At 27.9% G+C, this 14,932-nt stretch carries 14 protein-coding genes; 11 read left to right on the top strand and 3 right to left on the bottom strand.

The features are described 5' to 3' along the window. Positions 1-184: 184 nt before the first annotated feature. The 3 genes from BMX42_RS00760 to BMX42_RS00750 all read right to left on the bottom strand — a co-directional run bounded on the left by BMX42_RS00760 (position 185) and on the right by BMX42_RS00750 (position 1,479). Positions 185-388: an OsmC family protein gene (locus tag BMX42_RS00760; RefSeq protein WP_143055575.1), complete on the bottom strand. Its 204-nt coding sequence runs from the start codon at positions 386-388 to the stop codon at positions 185-187. Between the two features lie 61 nt (positions 389-449). Further along, positions 450-656: a hypothetical protein gene (locus BMX42_RS14560; protein WP_218141431.1), complete on the bottom strand. Its 207-nt coding sequence runs from the start codon at positions 654-656 to the stop codon at positions 450-452. Next, the gene (locus BMX42_RS00750) at positions 646-1,479 is read right to left on the bottom strand and encodes a universal stress protein (protein ID WP_177169090.1); all 834 of its coding nucleotides are present in this window, start codon (positions 1,477-1,479) and stop codon (positions 646-648) included. Before BMX42_RS00750 ends, BMX42_RS14560 begins: the two co-directional genes overlap by 11 nt. 173 nt (positions 1,480-1,652) lie before the next feature. On the opposite strand from BMX42_RS00750, the gene BMX42_RS00745 reads away from it, so the two are divergent. The 11 genes from BMX42_RS00745 (at position 1,653) to BMX42_RS00695 (ending at position 14,916) form a co-directional block, all read left to right on the top strand. Next, a complete protein-coding gene (locus BMX42_RS00745) occupies positions 1,653-2,171 on the top strand; it encodes a hypothetical protein (RefSeq protein WP_091306896.1) in 519 nt (172 codons plus the stop codon). Positions 2,172-2,173: 2 nt separating this feature from the next. Beyond that, entirely contained in the window at positions 2,174-2,380 is a 207-nt protein-coding gene (locus tag BMX42_RS00740; protein ID WP_091306891.1) for a helix-turn-helix domain-containing protein, read from the top strand. Positions 2,381-2,490: 110 nt separating this feature from the next. Further along, a complete protein-coding gene (locus tag BMX42_RS00735; protein WP_091306887.1) occupies positions 2,491-3,366 on the top strand; it encodes an ABC transporter ATP-binding protein in 876 nt (291 codons plus the stop codon). A 2-nt stretch (positions 3,367-3,368) separates the two neighbouring features. Next, positions 3,369-6,548, top strand: coding sequence for an ABC transporter permease/M1 family aminopeptidase (locus BMX42_RS00730; RefSeq protein ID WP_091306884.1), 3,180 nt, complete (start codon positions 3,369-3,371; stop codon positions 6,546-6,548). Between the two features lie 491 nt (positions 6,549-7,039). Continuing rightward, complete coding sequence (locus BMX42_RS00725; RefSeq protein WP_091306881.1) at positions 7,040-8,488, top strand: helix-turn-helix transcriptional regulator; 1,449 nt, start codon at positions 7,040-7,042, stop codon at positions 8,486-8,488. Between the two features lie 538 nt (positions 8,489-9,026). Continuing rightward, positions 9,027-9,860, top strand: coding sequence for a T9SS-dependent choice-of-anchor J family protein (locus BMX42_RS00720; protein ID WP_177169089.1), 834 nt, complete (start codon positions 9,027-9,029; stop codon positions 9,858-9,860). Between the two features lie 279 nt (positions 9,861-10,139). After that, positions 10,140-10,481 carry a cupin domain-containing protein gene (locus BMX42_RS00715; protein ID WP_091306874.1) on the top strand — a complete coding sequence of 114 codons (342 nt, stop codon included), beginning with the start codon at positions 10,140-10,142 and terminating at the stop codon, positions 10,479-10,481. A 46-nt stretch (positions 10,482-10,527) separates the two neighbouring features. Further along, the gene (locus tag BMX42_RS00710; RefSeq protein WP_091306871.1) at positions 10,528-11,088 is read left to right on the top strand and encodes a helix-turn-helix domain-containing protein; all 561 of its coding nucleotides are present in this window, start codon (positions 10,528-10,530) and stop codon (positions 11,086-11,088) included. Positions 11,089-11,192: 104 nt separating this feature from the next. Further along, positions 11,193-11,735, top strand: a complete 543-nt coding sequence (locus BMX42_RS00705; RefSeq protein WP_091306866.1) for a helix-turn-helix domain-containing protein — start codon at positions 11,193-11,195, stop codon at positions 11,733-11,735. A gap of 18 nt (positions 11,736-11,753) precedes the next feature. Further along, positions 11,754-14,495 carry an ATP-binding protein gene (locus BMX42_RS00700; protein WP_091306862.1) on the top strand — a complete coding sequence of 914 codons (2,742 nt, stop codon included), beginning with the start codon at positions 11,754-11,756 and terminating at the stop codon, positions 14,493-14,495. Beyond that, positions 14,482-14,916, top strand: coding sequence for a response regulator (locus BMX42_RS00695; RefSeq protein WP_091306858.1), 435 nt, complete (start codon positions 14,482-14,484; stop codon positions 14,914-14,916). The genes BMX42_RS00700 and BMX42_RS00695 overlap by 14 nt, the downstream gene beginning before the upstream one ends. The last annotated feature ends 16 nt before the right edge of the window (positions 14,917-14,932 follow it).

The following is a 14,932-nucleotide window of genomic DNA, read 5'->3' as shown; positions in this document are numbered from 1 at the left end:
TTTTGAACATTGTGTTAATAATAAATTTTTTGGATGTAATGTCTAAAACTTTTAACCCTTTACTGCTCATTTTATCATTGTTTATGGTTACGATTGGGTGAATTGTAATTTGAGTTACAGATAATTTACCTTCACTATTTTCTATAAGTAAAACAGCATCACAATTAAAACTAGAAAATTTTAATCACATCTTTTCAGCAGCGGCTAAAAATGTAGTCATAAAACAGCTACTTATTGCTCCAATAAGTAAATGTTCCGGTGTCCAAATTCTCGCAATACCACCAGTAAATTCAGGAGGTGTAGCTACTTCAATTATACTATCTAAAACAGTAGATTTAATTATGCCTAACCTCTCATATTTCCAAGATGTGTTAACTTTATATTGCATGATTTTTTCCATACTGTTTCAGAATTTTCTTTAAAATTACGAGTATTAAGAAATAAAACGATTATTTGTCGAAACGAGGTAATAATAAAGGTAAGCTACTATTATTTTGAATTTTTTCAATAAGATTAGTAGGTATTTTGCGGCAATTACAATTTTTAGAATGCTCAATATGCCAATCGATTCGCTGTTCTAGGGTTGGGTTTTTAGGCATCTTATGAGATTTATGCCATTCTCTATTTAGTTTCATATCAGTAGTATTATTTTTCATAAATGGATAAAATAGGTATATCGGAATGATAAGCGAGGTTTTTCGATAAACTTAGGTGATATAACTTTTCGAAAAAATTATAATGATGAGTTGAAAGAGTAATCCAATTTATTTTATGATGTTCAATAAAATCGAAAATAGTACCTTCAATATCAATACTGTTCAAAAGATAAAAGTTGACTTCGCTTATTGGTCTTATTTTTTTCCATTCGTCACTAAAAATTTCATCCTGTCTATTATCAAAATTGGTAACCTGTAGTACATCGATATGTGCATTAAATAGTAATGCCAAATTATGAATTTTTTTAAGTATGGGAAGCTGTGATAAATTATATTCAGTGATGAAAAGTATTTTTTTTAAGGGTAAGTACTTACAATTTTCTGGAATAGCAATAACTGGAATTTTACTATTGTTCATTATTTTTTGAGTTAGTGTTCCTAAAAATACTTCTTTAAGACCTGAAGCACCTTTAGTTCCCATAACAATAAAATCAGCTTTTTCATCTAATGCCACCTTTAGTATAGAATCTTGAGTATCACCTTCTTTCAACACATGCCTAACTATCACTCGGCCCAACTGTTCTTTTTCAGCAATAGTTCTTAATTTAGGTACTTCATCTCTAAAGTTTTCAAATTGTTCCAATTCTGCTATTTGATATTTCTCCATTATATAATCATGATAATCAGGATAAGGTAAATTAATATCATTATAAACATGTATTGTTATAATTTCTGCACCCATTTTTTTTGCCAAATGCAAGGCATAGGGAAAAGCATTTAAAGATGCTTTCGAAAAGTCAACTGGGAAAATTATTTTTTTCATAATATTAAGAATTTTATCAAAGCTATTGCAATGCATTGAATAAAAATCTGATTCAAATCAATTCACTTAATGATTGAAATCAATTTTAATTCATTTTTGCGTTTTTTAATAATTAATTATTGTTTTACGATAATTAATTATATATTTGCATAAATAATTTAAATTGTATTAAGATGAAGAATGTAAGAAATGTTTCTGCAGTTTTATTTTATATCACTAGAATTGTAGCAATTCTATATCTTTTGGTAACATTGTATTCAGCTGTTTCTATACTTACCGAATGGAGTTATTTTACTAAGGATAATGGGAAATACTTTGTAATTTGTTTTCCTTTTACCGAAACTTCATTTTTAGTTGGAGAAAATCATTGGGGATATAAAATTTTCAATTTTTTAATTCCAATTGGGTTTTATGGTATATTCTTTTTATTGGTAAGTAATGTGTTCAATGTTTTCAGACAGGTTAAGTTGTTTACCCAATATGGTGTTACACAGCTAAAATATTTTTACTTAGCGAATGTTTTTGTACCAACCATTACCATTTTTCTAGCTTCAGTTTTTGCAGGTGATATAGAAGAAGGTTTAGAGTGGGTGGCGATAATTCATTTCTTTTTAGGAGTTTTTGCTTATTTTCTTGCCGCAATTTTTAAGCAAGGTTTACATCTACAAAATGAACAAGATTTATACATATAGTTATGGCAATAGTAGTAAACATTGACGTTATGCTTGCCAAACGAAAAATGCAAAGCAAAGAGTTAGCAGAAATTCTAAATATTACTCCAGCTAATTTATCAATACTGAAAACTGGAAAAGCTAAAGGTTTTCGATTTGATACATTAGAAGCTATTTGCAAAGCATTAGATTGTCAACCTGGAGATATTATCGAATATATAAAAGAATAAATTCATCACTTATTATTTTTAAATGACAACCCTCAATTGGAGTTGTAAGGAACTCTTTTGCCTAATTTTAAATCAAATAAATAATTAATAATCATCAAATCAATCAAAAAATGAACAGTTTAAAAATTAAAAATCTCACAAAAACTTATGCCAATGGTACAAAGGCATTAAGTAACATTTCTTTGGAAATTGAAAATGGAATGTTTGGTTTACTAGGTCCAAATGGCGCTGGAAAATCGACATTAATGAAAACTATTGTTGGTTTACAAAAACCGGATAATGGAAGCATTTTTTTTAATGATGTAGATATAATAGAAAATCCAACTTCCATTAAAGAACAATTGGGTTATTTACCTCAAGATTTCGGAGTTTATCCAAATATTTCCGCTTATGATTTACTCAACCATTTAGCAATTTTAAAAGGATTAAACGATCAGAAATCAAGAAGAGAACAAATCTTATCTTTACTTGAAAAAACCAATTTAATTGAGCATAAAAACAAAGCTGTAAGCACTTATAGTGGAGGAATGCGTCAGCGTTTTGGAGTAGCACAAGCACTTTTAGGTAATCCGAAGATTATTATTGTTGATGAACCAACTGCAGGTTTAGATCCTGAAGAACGCAATCGTTTTAATAATTTATTAAGTGAAATTGGAGAAAATATTATCGTAATTCTTTCCACTCATTTGGTGGAAGATGTTCGTAATCTTTGCACCAAAATGGCAATCATCAATAAAGGTGAATTACAACTTTGCGGCAATCCAGAACATTTTATTGCTGAAATTAATGAAAAGGTTTGGAAGAAACATATTGATAAAAAAGATCTTATCGAATATCAAAATCAGTATAAGATTATTTCCACACAATTACAGGCTGGTAAATTGAGTGTAAAAATTCTTGCTAAAGAAAATCCACTAAACGGATTCATTCAAACTGAAGCCGATTTAGAAGATGTTTATTTCACCACTTTACAAAAATTGAAATAGTTATGTTACGTCATTTAATTTTATTCGAATGGAAATTTTATAGTCGTAAAATTTCATTTTATGTTATGCTATTCTCATTTTTTGGATTTGGCATATTAATTGGAACTTCTGCAGGAATTTCATTTCCTAACATCAAATATAATTCGCCATATGCTATCAATTTTATAATTGGATTGTTTTCTTTAGCAAGTTTATTTCCTATCGTAATCATGTCTGCGCAGAGTTTATTACGAGAAAGTGACAATCATTTTGAACAGATACTTTATGCCACACCAATTACTATCAAAAACTATTTCATCAGTCGATTTTTAATCGTTTTCGGAGTGGCGATATTAACTTTTGTCTTGTTTTTTATCGGTTATATGTTTGGTCATTTACTTGAAATGGATACAAGTGAAAAATGGGGAGCATTTCATTTAAGCTATTATGTAAACTCTTTTTTTGTAATTGTACTACCAAATATTTTTTTATGCACCGTTATAGTGTGTTGCACAGCCTGGTTTAGTAAAAACAAAATGCTAATTTATTTAAGCGGATTAGGAATTTATGTGTTGTATATGGTTGCTTCCGTTTTTTCAAATTCACCTTTAATTGCTGGAGCTTCACCATCTTCTGATGAAGCAATGAATTTAGCAGCAAAGCTCGATCCTTTCGGAATGGCTGCCTTTTTTGAACAAACTAGATATTGGTCAGCGTTACAAAGAAATTCAACAGTGCTACAATTTTCTGGAAACGTCTTAATCAATAGATTTCTAATTGTTTTAGTAGCTTCAGCTTTGTTATTGTATGCTTATAAACGTTTTCAATTTAAAACAGCTAAACAACAAAAAAAGAAAATTTCAGTCATAAATGAATTGGAAAACAAAAAGTATAACTATACCAAAACGGAAACTAAATCAAATGGAATTGGATATTTTTATTCCACGGTTTTCTCTTTTTTAAAAATCGATTTAAAAGCAACTATTAAAAGTATTCCATTTATTTTACTAATCTGCATCACATTATTTATGCTAGGTATGGAAATGTATGGCGCTATTGAAGGAGGAATTCGTATGCCTCAGTTTTTCGTCACAACAGGCTTAATGCTCAATACAATTTTAGCTACAATACCTATTTTGTTAGTATTAGCCATGCTTTTTTATGGAAGTGAATTGGTTTGGAAAAGTAAAAACGTCAATTTTTTGCCGATTGAAAATTCAACACCTTTTTCCAATTCTGCTTTGTTTATTTCGAAATTTATTACAGTATTAATCATTTCATTAATCTTGATATTTTTCAGTATTGCGTTAGGCGTACTTTTTCAAGTTGTATATCATTATCCTATAATCGATTGGTCTACTTATTTGTCTTTATTTTATTTTTTAGGATTGCCAGCTTCACTTTGTGGTTTGTGTATTATTTCCTTTCAATACATTATTAACAACAAATACATTGCATTGGCACTTGCTACTATATTTTTAATTTTAACGAATACATCACTAGGAAAAGCATTTGGATTTTCGCATCCATTATCTCGATTTGCTAATTTTTTGCCAGATGTTTTTAGCGATATAAATGGTTTTGGATATTTTCCAAAAGCCTTTTTTGTGAATATGATTTACAGTTTGTCTTTTGCATTATTGCTTTCCATTTTTGGACTACTAGTTTTAAATCGATTATTGTCAAAAAGAAAGTCATTTAAAATTTTGATTTTGCCAATTTTAGCAATTCTTTTAACTGGATTTTTCATAGTATCAAAATACGAAAAAACGTCTAAAAAAGAACATATCAATTGGCAAGAACAATATGAAGTAAAATACAAATTGTTTAAAAATAAACCACAACCAAGTATAACAGATGTTAAAACAAGTATCGATTTATTTCCAGAAGAAAACAGTTATAATATCAAAGGAACGTATGTTTTAGTAAACAAAACCAAGACAATAATTTCTGAAATCTTAATCAACACTTCAAATGAAATATCATGGAATTCTATCGCTTCATCTGATTTAATTTTAGTCGAAAAAAGCAATCAATTCGGACAATATTTATTTCGAACAAAGAAAAAAATGTTACCAAATGATAGTATTTTAGTGAGTTTTGATTTTGAATATAAAATCGAACCTTTAAACGGACATCAATCTTTTAATGCCATTGTAGAAAATGGTTCTTTTATGCGAATCAGTAATTATTTTCCAACAATCGGTTATGATAGCGATAATGAAATTGATGATAAATTAGAAAGAAAGAAACGCAAAATGCCATTGTTAGATCCGTTAACAAAAGTTGATGCGCCTTTAGTAAACCCATATAATTATGAATTTATAAATTTTGATGCAATAATTTCTACTTCTGAAAATCAAACAGCAATTTCAGTTGGAGAATTGGTAAATAGGTATTCAAAAAATAACAGAAGTTACTTTCATTATAAAGCAGAAAATATTCCTTTCCGTTTTGCGGTGTCTTCCGCTAAATATGCTGTCAAAAAGTCTAATTATAATGATATTGCAATAGAAATTTTATATGATCCAAAACACTATCAAAACATTACACATTTAATCAATAGTATAAAAAAATCATTACATTATTGTGAAACCAATTTCGGAAAGTATCCATACAAAACGTTTCGATTTGCTGAGATTAGTAATTTTACTGAAGGTTTTGCGGCTACTGCTTATCCAGCTACGATTTTTATTAATGAAAGACAATTTCATTTAAACTTATCTGAAGGTGAAGGTCAAGATGTGATTAATGAATTGGCCGGACATGAATTATCTCATGAATGGTGGGGAAATGCACAACTCAGACCAGATTATAGAGAAGGAAGCGGTGTTCTAACCGAAACGTTAGCACAATACACGCAATTAATGCTCTATAAAAAGGAATACGGAAATACCAAAATGTTAGAAATGGTTGATCTTTATCAAAGTTTGTATGATAGTGAAAAAGCGTTTAGTGGTGAAGAACCATTATTTACATCTGATCCAAACAATGCTAATGTTATTTATAACAAAGGAATGGTAAATATGCATAAATTGTATGTGCTTATTGGCGAAGAAAAAATAAATCAGGCTTTAAAAGCGCTATTGATGAAACACAAATTCCCTTTGCAACCCGCAACGACTTTAGATTTAATTTTCGAATTGAAATCCGTTTCAGATAAAACCAAACATTCCGAGATAGATAAACTATTTAAAATCTAAAATGATTATATAATCTAAACCCGAAATGAAAGTTTCGGGTTTTTTGTTTTTAAACCTTATAACAAAACTATTTTTATTATAAAATAATTCAATTCGGTGTACCAAGAAGTTAATAAAAATGGCACAACTTGTTTTTCATTCAAGGATTGAAAATACTACTTGTTTAAAAAACTTGCATCTTGTATCAAATTGACTTTTTCATTAATTTAATAATTAATATTTTTTTAAAATGAGTCTATTATTACTAATTTTATTAACTTGTGGTATGTTTGTGGCACGTTAAAATATTGTATTTATGAATTTAATATTCAAATTTGAATTATTAAAGTTATACGTTAAGATAAGGTTTCAAATTTAAAAAGAGTTTTTAATTGATTTGGGTGTTTTTGTGGTAAGTATTTAATATTATAAAAAAATGGAATCAAAATTCTTCAATACAAAAAACATTTATACAAACTTTAAAATTAGTAAACTAATATCAAACTTTACCTATGAATATTAGAATAGTTTTTATTTGTCTTTTTATTTCAAATTTTCAATTCATTTCAGCACAAAATTCTTTTTCAAATAAAGAGATTGATAGCCTATTGAATATTAATAAACTAAAAATGAATCCTTTGACTCCTGAAAAAGGATTAAATGAGTTTAAAAAGCTTTATCATGCCTCATTAAAAAACAAATATAAAATAGGTATTTCTTATAGTTTAATTGGGATGGGACAATCTATTGGGCATTTCAAAAATTACAAAACGGCATTGAGTTATGTTAATCAAGGGAAAGATATTGCAAATAAAATAAATAATGATTCTTTATTGCTTTATGCAGATTATGTTACAAGTTTGCAATTTGGAGGAATGAGACTAAATAAAGAGGCTTTAAAACTTAATAATGACTGTTTTGACAAAATAGATATTATTCAAAGCGAACAAAGTAAAAATTTATTTCTTGGGTTATTTTTTACATGTAAAGCTGCTTATTCTAGTGGATTATCAAATAATGATTTTATCGTTTTACATAAAAAAGCACATTTCCATTTTTCTAAAGTAAAGCATTTGTCTTACAATCCTTCATTTACAAACTTAGGATGTTGTTTTAAAAACTTAAATCAAATAGATTCTGCTAAGTATTATTTTGAAAAAGCTCTTGTTTATAGCAAAAAAAACAAAAATAGTTTAGAAATTGAATATGCTAACCTAGCTAATCTAAATTTTGACACTAGCAATTATGAAATTGCTATGAAATATTTAGATAGTTCAAATATTTATTCAAAAAAAAATAAAGTATTTTATCTTTCGGCTTTAAATTATAACATATATAAAAAAATTTATTTAAAGAAGAATGATAAAATAAACGCGTTTAAAATGCAAGAACTTGAATTGAAATACAAAGACAGTGCTGATATTTTTGAAAAGAAAAGAGTTTCTGAATCATTCAATTATTTATTAGAATCAAAAAATGTTGAGAAGGAATCTATTATTAAGAAATATAAATTAGTCAACATCCTTTTTATTATTTTTATTGCTTTATCAATCTACTTAATAGAATATTTTTATAAGAAAAGAAGAATTTTAAAAGAAAATTTTAATGTTCAAGAAATAGCTTTAAACGATAAATTAAATCAAATCATTGATTTAAAACAAAAAGTTTTGAGTTCTTACGATGAACTTATATCATTAGGTAAAAATGATGATCCACTTTTTGTTTCCTTATTTATAGAACTATACCCAGATTTTTATAAAAATTTAATAGAAATTAATCCAGATTTAACTTTATCTGAAAAAAAAGTATGTTTTTATATTAAATTAAAATTTACTAGTAAGGAAATCGCTACCTATACTTTTGTTTCTATGAAAGCAATACAAAATAGAAAAAATAGATTAAGAAAAAGATTGTTTATCGAAGAAGGTGAAGACATATATAAATGGTTTGAAAAGTTATAAAAAATACATTCAAAAATAATCTTTGTTTTATTCTTTAATACTATAGAAGTATTTCTGCTTAATATTTATAATTTCAACACAAAACTTACAAAAAAACAAATGAGTAAGTTTTTTTTTTCTATATACTCTTAATATTTCTATTCCTCTTTTTATAGGAAAATCCTTTAACTCTCTATTATCTCAAATGAATACACTTATCTAATTCATTTATAAATAAATCAGCCAATTGTTGTTAAAATTTTACATAATCCACTAAGGTAAAAAAAATAAATACCTGATAGTTATTGTTTTATAGAAAAACCATGACTGGGTATTTTTGTGGTATGTACTTTTTTTGCACAATACAAATACTTTCTAATATTTGCTAAAACATTTTGTTTAGTAGTTCAGGTGCTATTGTGTGTCATCTACTATTCGTAGCTGGTTTGGATAAAGTTCTAATTTAGGATATGACCGAAATACACTAAACTTTGTATAGAAAATAGCGACATGTTTTCAACACTTTTATGAAAAATTAACTAATTAATAATCAATGAAAATGAAAAAAAAATTACTTTTAATCTCTGCGTTTGTATTCATCTTGACTGCAAATGCTCAAACAGTATTATATTCGGATAATTTTAATACTGAACCAACAAATTTATCATATCTTAATGCAGATGGTGATACACAAACTTGGATGTTTATGCCAGGTGATACAGATTCGGGTCAAATGGGTATAGATGGTGGAGCTATGGTTTCTTTTTCTATTGATCCTGGAGATGGTAGTCCTTTATACCCAAATAATTTTTTTCTAACTCCTAATATAACAATTCCAACAACACCTGGAATAACTATTTTGGAGTTTAAATTTGGAACTATTAATCCACCTAATGAACATTTCTCTGTTTATTTAGTTCCATCAACAGTAACAGCTCCAGAAGATATTGCGGTTCTTAGCCCTGTATTTAGTACAACTCTAACTAATGCCAATGAAATGATAGTCACAACACAACAAATAGATGTTTCTTCATTTGCGGGTCAAACAGTTAAAATAGCTATTAGGCATCATGATTGTTCTTATCAAAGTTTATTATTTATAGATGATTTGTCTTTATTCTTAGATGTAGTAGCGTCGGCAAGTGATTTTATATCTTCACAATTCTCAGTTTATCCAAATCCCATAAATAATAGTGTAACTATCTCTAATACTGGAAATATTGAAATTAATAAAATTGTTGTTTGTGATATTAATGGACGTACAGTTAAAACTGTAAATACTAATGCTGTTCTTGAAACTACAGTTAATGTTTCGGAATTAAATACTGGAGTTTACTTTTTGAATATCGAAACCAATGAAGGTAGTTTAACTAAGAAAATTGTTAAAAACTAGTTTTAGTTTATTAAATAAAGGAAATAATAAACTTACTTTTTAAAATACAACTATAGTTTTTATAGTACAAAAATAAAGTTTGATGAAGTCAATTCTGTTAAGGAGAGTAAACCCGAAACGAAAGTTTCGGGTTTTTTGTTTTAATTACATATAAAGTAAGTTTTAACAATTGTTGGTACTTTAACCAACTTTAATGACGACCTTTGTTTGTAGATACTTCTTTTTTAATGCCATCGCTTATTGCGAAATTTGAATTGTAAGAATGTATCTAAAATAAAAATGGAAATTTCAGAAGTTGAAAAAGAAAAATCACATATCATTGTTGAAATCATTCAATATATTCCTAATGCGGTTTTAAGTAAAACTATTTTAAAAAAATTAACAGGTAATATAACTGTTTCTTCTTTTGATGCTGGGGAAGAACTTGCCGAAAAAACATCACCATTCGATAATTATATTCAAATTATCGATGGAACTGCCGAAATCATAATCAACGAAATAACCCACAAACTTACTTTAGGTCAAGGAATTATTATTCCTGCACACTCTAAACATTGCTTTAACGCAAATGTTCAATTCAAAATGTTATCTACCATTATAAAAAGTGGTTACGAAGATTAAAAGTTCAATAACACGTTACTTATCTATCCTAAAATAGCAGACAATAATGAAACTTTATATTAAATATATGGTAAGTCTCCGCTGTAAAATGGTGGTAAAAGAAGCTCTAGAGAAAATTGGATTACATTATGTTATTTTAGAATTAGGCACTGTTGAAATAATGAATGATTTAACAGAATCTCAACGTGAAAAATTACATAAAACACTTCTGATGTCTGGGTTGCAACTTATGGATGACAAAAAAGCCATGCTGATTGAAAAAATTAAAAACATCATTATTGAAATGGTTCATTATACAGATGAACTTCCTAAAGTCAATTATTCCGAATATATCAGCGAAAAGTTAGGTTTAGATTACACACATATTTCTAAAATATTTTCCGAAATTAAAGGAATTACCATTGAGCAATTTATAATTGCGCATAAGATTGAACGCGTAAAAGAATTATTGCTTTACGACGAACTAAATCTGACTCAAATATCCTACATTATGAATTATAGTAGTGTAGCACATTTATCTAAACAATTCAAAAAAGTAACAGGATTAACGCCTAGTTTTTTCAAACAATTGAAAGACAAAAAGCGAATTGCCTTGGAAAATGTCTGAATTGTATAACTTCTTCTTTTTAAAGTACAACATTATCTAGTATTAAAAGTTCACCTTTGATAGGAATACTAAACTATTTTTTTTTGAAACTATATATCAAATACATGGTGAGTAACCGCTGCAAAATAGCGGTACGAGACGAATTGAAGAAATTGGGTCTGCATTTTATTGTGGTCGATTTAGGTGTCGTCGAAATCATGGAAAATATTTCTATGGAAAAGCGAATGCTTCTAAGACAAGGTTTGCTTATTTCTGGTTTGGAATTAATGGACGACAAAAAAGCCATTCTAATCGAGAAAATAAAAACGATAATTATTGAAATGATTCATCATTCTGAGGAAATTATTAAAATTAATTTCTCTGATTATTTATCCGAAAAACTAGAACACAATTACACTTATTTAGCCAATTTATTTTCAGAAGTGCAAGGCACAACCATTGAGCAATTTATCATTTCTCATAAAATTGAACGCATAAAAGAATTGATGATTTATGGTGAGCTAAACATTACAGAAATAGCTTGGAAAATGAATTATAGTAGCGTGGCACATTTGTCGAGCCAATTCAAAAAAGTTACCGGACTTTCTCCTTCACATTTTAAACAATTGAAAGATAAAAGACGAAATCCAATTGAAGATATTGGTTAATAATTTTAAATAGATAAAATGGAAAAGTCAAAAAAATCAGAAAGCAAAATGCACAAATCAGACGACTTGTTTTTTGATATGTTTGAAAATAGCGCAATGGGGATGCTTGTAATTGAAGTTGAAACTGAAAAATTTCAATTTGCTAATAAATCATTTCTAAATTGTTTTGGATATACTAAAGATGAAATCATTGGAAAAACTTCCTTTGAAATAGATTTAGTTACGTCAGAATTTCGTGAAAAAATGCTTTTACAATTAGAAACTAACGAAGTTGTCAATAATATTGAAATTGTTTTAAAAGATAAAAGAGGAGAACAATTTTGGTTTTTAGCCTCTGTTCAAACCATTTTGTATCAAGATAAAAAATGTTCTTTATCCTCATTCATTAATATTTCAAAGTCTAAAAAAAATGAAGCGGAATTAGTAATTGCTAACAAAAAACTCGCTTTTCAATATGAAGAAAAGGAAAAAAGAGCCAACGAATTATTAATTGCGAATAAAGAATTAAAACTTCAGAATAAACATAAAGTACAACGCGCAGCAGAATTAGTTATCGCCAACAAAGAATTAAAATTTCAAACAGGTGAAAAGCAGGATAGAGCAGACGAATTAGTTATTGCGAATAAAGAATTATTATATCAAACGGGTGAAAAACAAGATCGTGCGGATGAATTAGTGATTGCAGATATTGAATTAGCTTTTCAAAATGACGAAAAAGAAAAAAGAGTTATTGAAAACAAAGAATTAGAAGATTATAGTAATTCTCTAAAATTGGCCTCACAATATTCGTTAAGTCTTATTGAAGCGAGTCGTGATCCCTTATTTGCGATTAGTTCAAAAGGTCAAATTACTGATGTGAATGAAGCAACTGTTCAAGCCACTGACGTTTCAAAAGCAGAATTAATTGGTTCTAATTTTATTGATTATTTTACAGATTCTGCAAAAGCTAAAGAAAGTTATAAAGAAGTTTTTTCTAAAGGTTTTATTGCCGATTTTCCGCTAACCATTAAAGATCATAAATTAACAGATGTTTTATTTAATGGTTCCATTTATAAATCGGAAGATGGAAAAGTTATTGGAGCTGTTTTAGTAGCTAGAGATATTACCGAACAAAAAATATTAGAAAGACAATTAACAGAAGCTAAAATATTCGCAGAATTAGCCACAAGTATTGCAGAAGAAGCTAAAATAATTGCTGAAACTGCAACTCAAAAAGCAGAAGAAGCTGTAAAATCAAAGCAACAGTTTTTATCAAATATGAGTCACGAAATTCGCACACCTATGAATGCCATAATTGGTTTTACAAAAGTGGTATTGAAAACGGAACTTACAGCCAAGCAAAAAGAATATTTAACAGCCATAAAAATGAGTGGTGATGCATTAATTGTTTTAATTAATGATATTCTAGATTTAGCAAAAGTCGATGCAGGAAAAATGACTTTCGAGAAAACGCCATTTAAATTGAATCTGTCAATAAAAGCGATGTTGCATCTTTTCGAAACCAAAATTCAAGAAAAAAATCTAACATTAATTACGAATTATGATGCAACTATTCCTGAAGTTTTAGTTGGTGATCCGGTTCGTTTACATCAAATTATTTTGAATTTATTGAGCAATGCTATCAAGTTTACTAATAAAGGAAAAATTACTGTAAGTGTTAAATTAGTTAATGAAAATGAAGAAAATGTAACTATTAAATTTTCTGTTGCCGATACTGGAATCGGAATTAAAAACACCAAAATAGAAAAAGTTTTTGAAAACTTTCAACAAGCCACAAGCGGAACGTCAAGAATATTTGGTGGAACCGGTTTAGGTTTAGCTATTGTAAAACAATTAGTGGAAGGTCAGAAAGGAACTATTGAAGTTCAAAGTGAATTGAATAAAGGTTCTGTTTTTAGTTTTACATTAGATTTCAAAAAAACAAATGCAGAAGCCGTTTTAGAACCAGAAATTTTAGATTTAAATACAGATGTAAAAGATATTAAAATTCTTGTGGTGGAAGATATGGAATTGAATCAATTACTGATGAAAACCTTATTAGACGATTTTGGTTTTGAATGTGAAATTGCTTCAAATGGAAAAATTGCAATTGAAAAATTAAAAGAAAAAACATTTGATATTGTATTGATGGATTTACAAATGCCAGAAATGAATGGTTTTGAAGCCACAGAATATATTAGAAAAAGAATGAAATTAGCCCTTCCAATAATCGCGCTTACTGCCGATGTCACGACTGTTGATGTGGCTAGATGTAGGGATGTTGGAATGAACGATTACATTTCTAAACCAGTTGATGAGCGATTGTTATACAGCAAGCTTATTGGTATTATAAAAAAACCAGTAATGATAATTGAGAAAAAAATGGATGGAGATACAAAAACAGAAAAAGTAAGATATGTCGATATGAGTTATTTATTGAAATTAACTAAATCGAATCCAAAACTTATGACAGAAATTATTACGTTATATTTAAAACAAACACCACCGCTTGTGTCAACAATGAAAAAAAGTTTTTCAGATAAAGATTGGGATTTGTTAGGCTCAACTGTCCATAAAATGATACCGTCTTTTGCTATTATGGGAATTAATCCTGAAATTACAGAAGTAGCAATGAAAATACAAGAATTTGCTCGTAGATTAGAATTATCTAAGGATTTAGATAAGTTAATACTACAACTTGAAAACGTATGTACACAAGCTTGTGTTGAGCTTGAATTAGAATTGATTAACCTAAATGAACCTACTAATGAAAAACGATAACAAAATAAAATTATTTCTTGTAGATGACGATGCCGTTTTCTTAAAGTCATTAGAAATACAATTTTTAGAACATGCTGATTTTGAAATCGAAACTTTTCCAACAGGAGAACTTTGCATTGCAAATTTATCACAAAAACCAGACGTTGTTATTTTAGATTTTCATTTGGATGGAATTGATAAATCTGCTATTAATGGTTTAGAAACTTTAGATAAGATTAAAGAAATTGACTCAGAAATTCCTGTGATAATGCTTTCAAGTCAAGACAAAATTGATGTAGCCGTACAATGTATTCATCACAATGCATTTGATTATGTGGTTAAAAGTGAAACGGCATTTCTACGATTACAGAAAATAATTTCTTCTATTTTTCAATTGAAACAAATAAAAAAAGAGTTAAATTGGTATATGGATAGAATGTAACTAACAACTTTAAATA

It is taken from the genome of Flavobacterium terrigena (assembly GCF_900108955.1).
Taxonomy (GTDB): domain Bacteria; phylum Bacteroidota; class Bacteroidia; order Flavobacteriales; family Flavobacteriaceae; genus Flavobacterium; species Flavobacterium terrigena.
This window is presented reverse-complemented; position numbering and strand designations above follow the sequence as displayed.

Excerpts from the sequence above, each read along its gene's own strand:
- BMX42_RS00760 (WP_143055575.1), bottom strand. The coding sequence starts at position 388 with ATGCAATATAAAGTTAACACATCTTGGAAATATGAGAGGTTAGGCATA.
- BMX42_RS14560 (WP_218141431.1), bottom strand. The coding sequence starts at position 656 with ATGAAAAATAATACTACTGATATGAAACTAAATAGAGAATGGCATAAA.
- BMX42_RS00750 (WP_177169090.1), bottom strand. The coding sequence starts at position 1,479 with ATGAAAAAAATAATTTTCCCAGTTGACTTTTCGAAAGCATCTTTAAAT.
- BMX42_RS00745 (WP_091306896.1), top strand. The coding sequence starts at position 1,653 with ATGAAGAATGTAAGAAATGTTTCTGCAGTTTTATTTTATATCACTAGA.
- BMX42_RS00740 (WP_091306891.1), top strand. The coding sequence starts at position 2,174 with ATGGCAATAGTAGTAAACATTGACGTTATGCTTGCCAAACGAAAAATG.
- BMX42_RS00735 (WP_091306887.1), top strand. The coding sequence starts at position 2,491 with ATGAACAGTTTAAAAATTAAAAATCTCACAAAAACTTATGCCAATGGT.
- BMX42_RS00730 (WP_091306884.1), top strand. The coding sequence starts at position 3,369 with ATGTTACGTCATTTAATTTTATTCGAATGGAAATTTTATAGTCGTAAA.
- BMX42_RS00725 (WP_091306881.1), top strand. The coding sequence starts at position 7,040 with ATGAATATTAGAATAGTTTTTATTTGTCTTTTTATTTCAAATTTTCAA.
- BMX42_RS00720 (WP_177169089.1), top strand. The coding sequence starts at position 9,027 with ATGAAAAAAAAATTACTTTTAATCTCTGCGTTTGTATTCATCTTGACT.
- BMX42_RS00715 (WP_091306874.1), top strand. The coding sequence starts at position 10,140 with ATGGAAATTTCAGAAGTTGAAAAAGAAAAATCACATATCATTGTTGAA.
- BMX42_RS00710 (WP_091306871.1), top strand. The coding sequence starts at position 10,528 with ATGAAACTTTATATTAAATATATGGTAAGTCTCCGCTGTAAAATGGTG.
- BMX42_RS00705 (WP_091306866.1), top strand. The coding sequence starts at position 11,193 with ATGGTGAGTAACCGCTGCAAAATAGCGGTACGAGACGAATTGAAGAAA.
- BMX42_RS00700 (WP_091306862.1), top strand. The coding sequence starts at position 11,754 with ATGGAAAAGTCAAAAAAATCAGAAAGCAAAATGCACAAATCAGACGAC.
- BMX42_RS00695 (WP_091306858.1), top strand. The coding sequence starts at position 14,482 with ATGAAAAACGATAACAAAATAAAATTATTTCTTGTAGATGACGATGCC.